At 58.5% G+C, this 9,449-nt stretch carries 9 protein-coding genes; all 9 read left to right on the forward strand.

Annotated elements, in window-relative coordinates; all coding sequences use genetic code 11:
- The first annotated feature begins 249 nt into the window (after nt 1-249).
- The 9 genes from NZK35_RS29685 to NZK35_RS29725 all read left to right on the forward strand — a co-directional run bounded on the left by NZK35_RS29685 (nt 250) and on the right by NZK35_RS29725 (nt 9,293).
- On the forward strand, nt 250-585 hold the full coding sequence (locus tag NZK35_RS29685) for a hypothetical protein (RefSeq protein WP_259636160.1): 336 nt from the start codon (nt 250-252) through the stop codon (nt 583-585).
- 207 nt (nt 586-792) lie between these two features.
- Nucleotides 793-1,020: a hypothetical protein gene (locus tag NZK35_RS29690; protein WP_259636161.1), complete on the forward strand. Its 228-nt coding sequence runs from the start codon at nt 793-795 to the stop codon at nt 1,018-1,020.
- 59 nt (nt 1,021-1,079) lie between these two features.
- The gene (locus tag NZK35_RS29695) at nt 1,080-1,919 is read left to right on the forward strand and encodes a class I SAM-dependent methyltransferase (protein ID WP_259636162.1); all 840 of its coding nucleotides are present in this window, start codon (nt 1,080-1,082) and stop codon (nt 1,917-1,919) included.
- Entirely contained in the window at nt 1,912-3,075 is a 1,164-nt protein-coding gene (locus tag NZK35_RS29700) for a glycosyltransferase family 4 protein (RefSeq protein WP_259636163.1), read from the forward strand. The genes NZK35_RS29695 and NZK35_RS29700 overlap by 8 nt, the downstream gene beginning before the upstream one ends.
- A complete protein-coding gene (locus tag NZK35_RS29705; RefSeq protein ID WP_259636164.1) occupies nt 3,072-4,160 on the forward strand; it encodes a glycosyltransferase in 1,089 nt (362 codons plus the stop codon). The genes NZK35_RS29700 and NZK35_RS29705 overlap by 4 nt, the downstream gene beginning before the upstream one ends.
- Before the next feature lie 105 nt (nt 4,161-4,265).
- Nucleotides 4,266-5,132: an ABC transporter permease gene (locus tag NZK35_RS29710; protein ID WP_259636165.1), complete on the forward strand. Its 867-nt coding sequence runs from the start codon at nt 4,266-4,268 to the stop codon at nt 5,130-5,132.
- Nucleotides 5,132-6,529 (forward strand): ABC transporter ATP-binding protein, encoded by a 1,398-nt coding sequence (locus NZK35_RS29715; protein WP_259636166.1) that lies wholly within the window; start codon nt 5,132-5,134, stop codon nt 6,527-6,529. The genes NZK35_RS29710 and NZK35_RS29715 overlap by 1 nt, the downstream gene beginning before the upstream one ends.
- Entirely contained in the window at nt 6,508-7,332 is an 825-nt protein-coding gene (locus NZK35_RS29720; RefSeq protein ID WP_259636167.1) for a sulfotransferase domain-containing protein, read from the forward strand. The genes NZK35_RS29715 and NZK35_RS29720 overlap by 22 nt, the downstream gene beginning before the upstream one ends.
- A 320-nt stretch (nt 7,333-7,652) precedes the next feature.
- Entirely contained in the window at nt 7,653-9,293 is a 1,641-nt protein-coding gene (locus NZK35_RS29725; RefSeq protein ID WP_259636168.1) for a hypothetical protein, read from the forward strand.
- Nucleotides 9,294-9,449: the final 156 nt, after the last annotated feature.

Raw genomic sequence — 9,449 nt, forward strand, 5'->3', positions numbered from 1 at the left:
TAACTTAGCGGTATTGGGGTAAAACCCGCTTTCTCCCCCACAAATCGACAAGCAAGCTTGTTAATGAATGCCCCGTCCCTCGCGAAATGTCAGACGCACGACGGACCAATAGCCGAATTCGCCCGAACCGGCGATACTTTTGGTCCGGCGTGTGCAGGTGTTTTGATCAAATCGGGTGCTGCCCGTGACCGAAAGGTTCGCCGCGGGCATCCAGCCAAGTCACTCCCAATCCCCAGGAACAGTGTTTCCATGAACAAATTACTACTCGCCGCCGCGGTGTGTGTCGGCTCCCTGGCCGTTTCCGAATCGACCAGCCAGGCAGGCGACTGTTATTACCGTCGCCCTGTCGTCCGCTCGGGTTACGCTTACCGTGCTCCCGTCGCCGTGCCACGCGTTTACTCCGGCGTCTATCGTGCTCCGGTGTACCCCTACGTTAGCCCCGGCTACCGCCCCTACTCGTCCTATCGACCGGGCTATGGTTACCGACCGGGTTATGGCGGTTACATCGGACCGAGCGTCCGCTTTGGCGGTTATCCGGGTTACGGCTACGGCCGCAGCGGGATCTCGATCGGAATCGGGTTCTAAGCGTCTTGCGATCCGACCGCCGGTGAAGTTCTATTGAGGACTCGGGGTTCGATTGACGAATCGACCCCGAGTGCTGTGTCAGCGTTCAATGTTCGGGTTGCGTTTGTCGAGCGGAAAAGGGGTCAGGTACCAAAAACCAAATGGCCCGCAGGGTGCTTCGCAGTTTTGGTACCTGACCACTTTTCCGTGGCACCCCGAATCTAGAAGTTGACAAAGCACGAATCACCCTTTCGCAACTTCGGTTTGAAAAGCAGGATCTACGTGGACAAAAAGCAAAAGAAGCGGCTGGACGTCATCAACAAAAAACTGACCAGTTTGCGGCAACAATTGGCGGGCTCGCGTCAGCAAGCGGATGACCTGGGCGAGCTGAAAGAGTTGGAAGACGAGATCGCCAAGCTGGAAGCCGAAGCGGCGGAAATCAAAGCGAACAAGTGAACCCCTCGAAAAGTCGATTGACTGGAGGTCTCTGTTCACCGTTATTCTCGGCGAAGGTCTTGGGACGATACGAAGTCATCTACTCTCGTTGTGATCAAACCGGGTTCATTCAAACCGAGCCGCCGTACTGGCTTGACGAAGCCTACCAGCAGGTGATCGCGGATCTGGACATCGGCTTGTTGCAGCGCAATGCGGAGAAGGTCGAACTGGCTTGCGAGGTGTTGCGTCAAATTTGTCCCGACCGACGACGTCTGCTCGACTATGGTGGTGGCTATGGCGTGTTCACCCGAATGATGCGTGATCGCGGGTTTCCGTTCCGGCACACCGACGCCTATTGCGAATGTCTGTTTGCCAAAGGGTTTGAGGTGGACTTGGCCGACACACCCAAACAGGAGACGTTCGATTGCATCACGGCCTGGGAGGTCTTTGAGCACCTCGAGGATCCGATGACGGTCTTTGATGAATTGCTGGGTCGGGGAAAGTCGCTTCTGTTTTCAACCATCTTGGTCCCCGATCCGACGCCGACCTCCGCGGATCAGTGGTGGTACTTTTTGCCTGAAACGGGCCAACACGTGTCGTTCTATACGCAACAATCATTGCAATACGTTGCGGATCGTTTTGGCGTGGCGTTCTACACCGACGGCGTGGCGCATCATCTGTTGACGCGCGAGACGGTTGCGCACGATCCGTTCCGCGACGCCGGACCGATTCGTCAGTTCATCAATAAGCTGAAAGCCAAATTGGGGCTGGGGACGTTGTCGAGAACGGAAGCGGCACTGCAAGCCGGTGAAGCACTCCGCCAATCCGATTATCAACTCGCCTTGCAGCGACTGCATCAGTCCTGGGAGCGCGACGCAGCGAATCAGAACACACCGCCGATTGAACCCGCCGATGGCTAAGCCTCAAGTCCTGATCGACGGCACGGTGTTTGAAGGCCGCGGGCGAATCGGCGTCTGGCGGCTGTTCTATGAGTTGCTTTCGCGAACGGCCAACGAAGTGGATTACACGCTGTTGGTGGGTGCCTCACCACAGCAGGACATTCCGATCGGAGTTAGCGTGGCTCGTTTTATTCGCGGTCCCGAGTTGGTCAGTCGGCGGCATGTCGTCTGGCGAATGATCCGGCCGGCCCTGCATGGTCGTCTGCGCTCAAGGTTCCCCAATCACATTTGGCACCCGACGTTTTTCTCGCTGGATCCACGCGGCAGGGCTGTCGGTTCTGACCATCCAAAACGCTTGGCGACCGTCTACGACATGCTTTCGGAGGACTTTTACTGGATGGGGGACTTCGCGCTGCAACGCGAAATGAAACAGCGATGCGTGGAACAGTCCGACCACGTGCTGACGATTTCCCACGATGCCGCCGAACGGTTGACCCGGTACTTTCCCGCGATGCGCGGGCGTGTGACCGTGATGCATCTGGCCGCCGACCACCGCGGGCAGCTGACTTCGTCGCCGGCCGGCGTCCCCGAGTCTCCGGACGATTCCGATGCGGCGCGCCACAGCAACGGCGCAGCGCTGCCGCCGCGATACTGTTTGTTTGTCGGCGGGCGAAACCTGTACAAGAATTTTCCGACGGTGGTCCGTGCGCTGGCAACGGGTGAATGGCCTGATGATCTGCCGCTGGTTGTCGTCGGCGCATCGTTCGACGCGGCGGAACAGGCCTTCATTCGATCGCACGGGGTTGCCGACAGAATCGTTTCACTCGGCGCGGTGGACGACAATCGTCTGTGCGAGTGTTACCGGCAATCATCCTGTTTTGTTTTCCCAAGTCTGGGAGAAGGATTCGGGTTGCCCGTTCTGGAGGCGCAATCTCACGGCACGATCCCGGTCCTGTGTGACACCGAAGTGTTTCGCGAGGTGGCCGGTGAAGCCGCGATCTTTCATCCCCCGAATGATCCGACGGGGCTTGCCCGTGCGGTCCGAGCGGCGATCGAAAGACCGGAACAGGTCGATCCGGCGGCGATGCAAACGAATCTGCAGCGCTTCTCGTGGGACCGCGCGGCCGCCACGCTTGTCGAAACGTACGAATCACTGTGGCGGGACGCGGCTCCATGAGTGAACGAGCTCGGATCGCGTACTTCAATGGTGGTTCGGGGGTCCCCTCGGTCATTTTCCGCACGCCGCTGTTGAGCCGTTTGGAAGAACGCGGCCATCACGTTCGTCGTTATCCCTGCATCCCGAACCGGTATGAGCATTGGCCGCTGGTGGGATGGCGAGTCAGTCAAACGCTGAAGTACGCGATTCGTCGATGGCAAATTCGACGCATCGCCAACGGTTCGTTTGACAGTGTGATCCTCGAAACCGGTGCCGTTCATTCGGACGATGACGTGCTGGAGCATGAACTGCGCAGGGTAGCCAGGCGGCTGGTGTATGACATCGACGACGCCGTGTTCCTGTTGTTTCCCGAGAAAATCAAGAGGATTGCGGCGATGTGCGATCACGTCATCGCCGGAAACGAGGCGATCGCGGATTGGATCCGGCCGCACAATCCGTCGCTTTCGATCATACCGACCTGCGTGGACGAGCGTGTTTACGCGTCGAAGTGGGAATCGGAACACCGCCCGTCGGCAGATTCGGCCGCCGGTGAGACGGGAATGGTCAAGATCGGCTGGGTCGGGTCGGCCGGTAACGTTGCGCTGCTCAAGGCGATCCTGCCGGCCATCGAGAATCTCGCCGAACAAAAACCGCTGAGGTTCCATATCATTACTGCGCGAGCGGCACACGAGAGCATTGATGCGGGAACGAACGACTTGCTTCGCTGGATCGACATCGATCGATGCGACGTCGCGGCGGAACTGAGACAGCTCGATGTCGGAATCATGCCATTACCCGAGGACCATGAATGGTCGACGTATAAATGCAACGCCAAGATGATTCAGTACATGGCCAGCGGACTGCCGACAGTGGCGTCGGACGTCGGTTTCAATCGGACCCTGGTCGAAGACGGACAGGAAGGGTTTTTGGTGCGAGATCTGTCGCAGTGGCAGGCCGCCATCGATCGGCTTGTGGAGGACGCCGGGTTGCGAGAGACTATGGGGCGGACTGCGCGTGTCCGAGTCGGTGCGGAGTTCACCATCGCGAAACGAGTGGACGATTACGAGCGCGCCGTCCTGTTCCGGTCGCGACAGGACGCCGAGTGATTTCGATGATCGACTCACCGGGTCTGGCACGTGTGACTTCGAGGGCTGTCGCGTCCACCGCTGAAACACCATCGTGTTTCACTCCTGAACTGCACAACGGACCTGATGGCAATCGAAACTGAATCCGATTTAGGTTCCGAGGATTGGGATGAAATTCTCGAGCCCAACGCCGCGGTCTTCAACTTGCGGTTGCGTGAAGTCTGGTTGTACCGCGACCTGCTGTATCTGTTTACGCATCGGGACATCGTCTCGTTTTACAAACAGACCATCTTGGGGCCACTGTGGTTTTTCATTCAGCCGATCTTCACCACGCTCGTCTACGTGTTGGTGTTCGGTAAGATTGCCAAGCTCTCCTCCGACGGCATCCCGCAGATTTTGTTTTACATGTCGGGCGTGGTGCTGTGGAATTATTTTTCCGAATGCTTCAACAAGACCGCGACCGTGTTTCGCGATAACGCCGCGTTGTTCGGCAAGGTTTACTTTCCGCGGTTGTTGATTCCGCTGTCGATCGTCACATCGAATCTGATTCGATTCGCCATTCAATTCGGATTGTTTCTGGCGCTGTTGATCTACTTTGTGGCGATCGGTGAGGTGACACCCAATGCGTGGGCGTTGCTGCTGCCGTTGAGTGTTTTCGTGATGGCGACCCTGGGTCTCGCCTTCGGGATGTTATTTTCGGCGTTGACCACCAAGTACCGCGATCTGATCTTTCTGTTGCAGTTTGGGGTTCAGCTGCTGATGTATGCGACTCCGGTGATCTATCCGATGTCCCAGATCCCGGACGGGATTTCCGGCGTGCTCGCCTGGAACCCCTTGGCACCGGTCTTCGAGCTGACCCGGCTCGGGTTTTTGGGCTCGGGCACGGTGTCGATCGGCGGGTTGGTCTATGCTGCGACGTTTGCGGTCGTTGCATTTTTGGTTTCGACGGTGATCTTCAATCGCGTCGAACGAACCTTCATGGACTCGGTCTAGTGTCGGCAGCCATTCGATTTGAAAACGTTTCAAAACGCTATCGACTGGGAGAGGTCGGTACCGGAACGCTTTCGCATGACCTGCATCGTTTCGTGGCCCGCTTGTTCGGCAGACCTGACCCGTTTGCGTTGGTCGGGACGATCAACGATCGTGAGGTTGCGGACGGGTCCGGCGGAGGCATTCGCGATGACGTGCAAGGCGACAACGCCGGCGACAGCGATCGTGATGAAACTTCGGGAAAGGTCTCCGATGGCAGCCGAAACAAGCGACGAAACGACTACGTTTGGGCGTTAAAAGACATCGATTTCGAAGTCCCCCGAGGCGAAATTCTTGGGATCATCGGACGCAATGGGGCCGGGAAGTCGACATTGCTCAAGCTGCTGTCCAAGATCACCGCGCCGACGTCTGGCAGGATCAAAACGAAGGGCCGGGTGGCAAGTTTGCTGGAAGTGGGCACCGGGTTTCAGCCGGAACTGACCGGTCGAGAAAACATCTATTTAAATGGCGCACTGCTGGGCATGCGGCGTCACGAGATCCGGTCGCGGCTGGGCGAAATCATCGAGTTCAGCGGCTGTGCAAAGTACATCGACACGCCTGTCAAACGCTACAGCAGCGGCATGACCGTTCGCTTGGGCTTTGCCGTCGCGGCACACCTGGATTGTGAGATCCTGGTCGTCGACGAAGTGCTGGCGGTGGGTGATGCGGAGTTTCAAAACCGGTGCATCGGCCGCATGCGAGAGGTTTCGGCCGGCGGCGGGAAAACCGTTCTGTTTGTCAGCCACAACATGGGATCGGTTCGGTCGTTGTGCCGCCAAGGGGTCGTCTTGGATCGAGGCGAACTGGTGACGATGGCGCCGATTTCCGACGCGATTCGCGACTACTTTGACCTCAACGCGGGGGCGGAGACCGGGGCGCATTGGCATGCCACTGCCGACCCGACGTCGGTTTTCGCCGTCGAACATGTCAGCGTCGTCGGTCAGGGACAACAATCGTACGCGGCGACGGAGCAATCCAATGTGATTTCGCCCGACGAACCCTTTCAAATCACCATCCAGTACGCCGTCGGCAAACCGCTGCCGCCGATGCGAGTCGGCTTCCAGATCCTGTCCGGCGAAGGCCCGGTGGTGGTGGAAGCCTATGATTCGGATGCACACGACTGTCGCGGTCCCCGGTCGCCGGGGCGCTACTGCAGCACCTGTACGATCCCCGGTCACCTGCTCAGTCCGGGCTGGTACTATTTGACCCTCAACGCCGGGATCCCGCATGTGGAAAACCTCTTCAACAAAGCCGGGGTGGTGAAATTCAGGATTCATGAAAGTGAACTTGACCGGGCGCAGCGCACCAGACGTTCGGGAGTGCTTCAACCCTGTTTCCAATGGGAGACGAAACCATCTTAAAGCGAATCGCAAGACGAATCTTACGTGCGGAAATTGAAACCTTGACGGCCGAGCGTGATGCTTTGGCCAGACACGCCGATTCGTTCCTCCCGACGGACCAGTTTCAGGATTCCGATGTCTTCATCGCCGGCTATCCCAAGTCGGGGAACACGTGGATGCAGGTGATGGTCGCCGCCATGCTGTTTCGGCTCGATCCGAGCCACACCCCCGATTCACTGGTCCAGGAACTCGTCCCGGATATTCATTACAAGGCGTTTTACAAACGATTCTTGCCGATGACGTGTTTCAAGACCCACGCGCTTCCCCACCCCGATTACAAGCGGGTGTTGAACATCGTGCGTGACGGACGCGACGTGCTGTGTTCGTATCGCAGCTTCAACGAGGCGCTCGGCGAGGCGGCCGATTTGGACGACATGATTGCCGGCCGAATGGAGATCCGCTGGGGAGAATGGCATCGCCACGTGATCGCCTGGCAAGAGAACCCCTTTGACGCAGAGATTCTGACGATCCGCTACGAGGATTTGAAGACTGACTGCGCGACTCAGTTGCAACGCATTGCGTCGTTCTTGCACTCGGACCTGGGTGCGGAGGAACTTGCCAGGATCGCCGAATCGACGCGGGTCGATCGAATGCAGGATCGTGAGCGGCGATTGGGATGGGACAACAAACGCTGGCCCGCGGAAAAACGCTTCGTTCGGCGAGGCGTCAGCGGGGGATACAAGGACGAAATGTCGGCCGAGCAGATCGCCGCGTTCAACGAGCGTTATGAAGAGGCGTTGCGGCGGCTCGGCTATCCGCTGTGACAAGACTTTGGCAGTGAAGGAGTGAGCGGAACGGCGCGAGCGGTCTGTCGATTGAATCAGCCGTTTGGCGCGAGCCTGCGAGCCCTGGCGTGTTTTTTTTCGTGCTACAGGCCCGTACGCTGGCGCGAAACGGCTGATCACCATGGGTGATCGGATTCGCTCGCTAAACGCAACCCTCAATTCAAATCGGGACAGAGCACTCGGGGCCCGCGGGGGGCACAACCCCATAATCGCCACTTTCCAGCCGTTGTGCTATACTTATCCGATCCAGCGCCGGCCCCGTCTCCTGCGGCCCGCGCAGCCTTTTCCTCGACGTCAGCATGGTCTTTCTGATGCAACGCCAGAATCGTTTCGTCCTCCTTGGCGGCTTGTTGGCCGTCTCCCTGCAGCTCGTCGTCGCTTCGACCGCCCAGGCCATCAAGCCGGAGGATCCGGAGGTTCAACAAATGGTGAACCGGGCGATCGGATACCTGGAATCGACCAAGTTCACCGACGAGGGCGAGGTGGTTTTGGCGGCTTACACGATCATGAAAGCCGCACCGGATCCGACCAATCGGGTGGTGCAAGAAGGGCTGGAACAGGCGAAAAAGTTTGTCGGCACCGTTTCTCGGGGCCAGGAATTCAAATCCAACTACCACGCGGCGGTGTCGGCGTTGCTGTTTTGCGAAGTCGATCCGGACCAATATCGCAAAGAACTCACGACGCTGCTGCGTTACTTTGACGAGGTCCAGCCCGAACACGGATCCTACACCTATCCGCAAGAAAAGAATGGCGACACGTCGCAAACCCAATACGTGATCTTGGCGCTGTGGACGCTCGACCGACTCGGCTACAAGGTCGACTACAGTCGCCTGCAACGAACGATGGAGTGGTTCTTCAAGGTTCAAGATATCCGCGGCGCGTGGCCTTACCAAGGCGAGATTCCCACCGGGGGGCGCTTGATCCAGCAGGAACGGATCACCGAAGGCATGTCGCTCGCCGCCGGGGCGACGCTGCTGATCGCCGGTGACGTCATGGGCATGTGGGGATCGAGCAAAACGGCCGAGGAAGCCGGCATTGTGGGGCTACCCAAAGCGGTCAAAGTGCTTCGCAACGACGAAAACACGGCTCGCAAAGCGAACAACGCTCGGATCAAGAAAGATGCCATCTTCGGTGCAATCGGTCGCATGGAGAATTGGGTGAGAGCCAACCCGACGCCCGATCACGTCAATGACCGCTACTACTACTACACCTGCTACACCACCGAGCGTTATCGCAGTTTCCTCGACATCGCGCGGGGGTTGCCGATCGAGTCGGAACCGGATTGGTACAACCGAATCGTGGGTGAACTGAGGCGGTCGCAGAAACCCGAGGGCGGCTGGGGCGAAACGCAACACATCTTCGGACCGGGTAACACCTGCTTCGCGATCTTGTTCCTGATCCGAAGTACGAAAAAGTCGCTCGGTGCCGGCGCCAGTGCCTCGACGATCGGTGGTTTCGGGTTTGGTGAAGATGTGAGCGGTGCGAGGATGCAGAACGGCCAAGCGGTTTCTCCGGTGCCGGCCCAATCGGTGTCCAACATGCTGGAACTGCTCGAGAGCGACAATGCCGACGAGCTGGACGGGAAAGCGATGATCGACAACGCAAAACTGCCGACCGACCCGGTGGAGCGAACCGCGCAGTTGGAGCGACTTTCTCGGCTTCTCCGCGGCAGCCGATCGTGGCAGGCCCGACGCGTTTCGGCCAAGGTGCTCGGGGCCAGCGACGAACTGCGTGTCGCTCCCGCGTTGATCTTTGCGCTGAGCGATCCCGATCAAATTGTCCGCGCCTACGCTCGCGACGGATTGCGATTTATCAGTCGGAAATTCGAAGGCTTCGGTATGCCCGACGAGCCCACCAATGCCGAGGTCCGGACGGCCCAACGAAAATGGCGTGAATGGTACAAGTCCGTTCAACCCGACCACGTGTTTCTGGACGAATAGTGCTTTGTCAGCGAGGCGATTCCCGGTCGCTGCGACGCAGCGATTGTTGGCGGCTAAAGCCCAATACCGCTAAGTTAACGCGGCTTTGCCCAGGACTGGGGCCCGTAGGCTCGCGCCAAACGGCTGATATTCGTTTGATATCAGCCGGTTCGCGCC

Source organism: Stieleria sedimenti (assembly GCF_025060895.1).
Lineage (GTDB): Bacteria > Planctomycetota > Planctomycetia > Pirellulales > Pirellulaceae > Stieleria > Stieleria sedimenti.